Source organism: Macrococcus brunensis (genome assembly GCF_004359615.1).
GTDB lineage: Bacteria > Bacillota > Bacilli > Staphylococcales > Staphylococcaceae > Macrococcus > Macrococcus brunensis.
The window spans coordinates 1-279 of record NZ_SCWA01000074.1 but is presented as its reverse complement, the minus strand read 5'-3'; the positions used below and the strand labels follow the sequence as shown (position 1 = coordinate 279).

At 38.7% G+C, this 279-nt stretch carries 1 protein-coding gene and 1 pseudogene; one reads left to right on the top strand and one right to left on the bottom strand.

Annotated elements, in window-relative coordinates; all coding sequences use genetic code 11:
- Window positions 1–149: pseudogene (locus ERX27_RS11295) on the top strand (IS5/IS1182 family transposase); the annotation flags it as partial.
- Window positions 150–193: 44 nt separating this feature from the next.
- Here the strand turns inward: ERX27_RS11295 and ERX27_RS11290 are convergent.
- On the bottom strand, window positions 194–279 hold an 86-nt coding region (locus ERX27_RS11290), incomplete at its 5' end, for an IS3 family transposase (RefSeq protein ID WP_165983063.1).

Here is a 279-nt window from a genome sequence, read left to right as displayed (position 1 = left end):
AACTGGTTTCAAAGCTCCATCCCCATATTGTTCATGGTGTCCGTAAAGAGAATCAGGCCTTTGAATATAATAAGGATGCAGGTATGTTTGTATGTCCGGCAGGACAGTTAGCCGTTAGAAAAGCGCGTCAGGGAAAAAAGCAGGGTCAAAACGGTACTGAACCCTGAAAATGGGACGGAATAAAAAACACTTTTTATAAGGCTGCTTGTATTCGGTATTGAACCGGAGATAAGTAGCCTAATTTTTGTTGAATTCTATTTTCATTATAATTTTTGATGT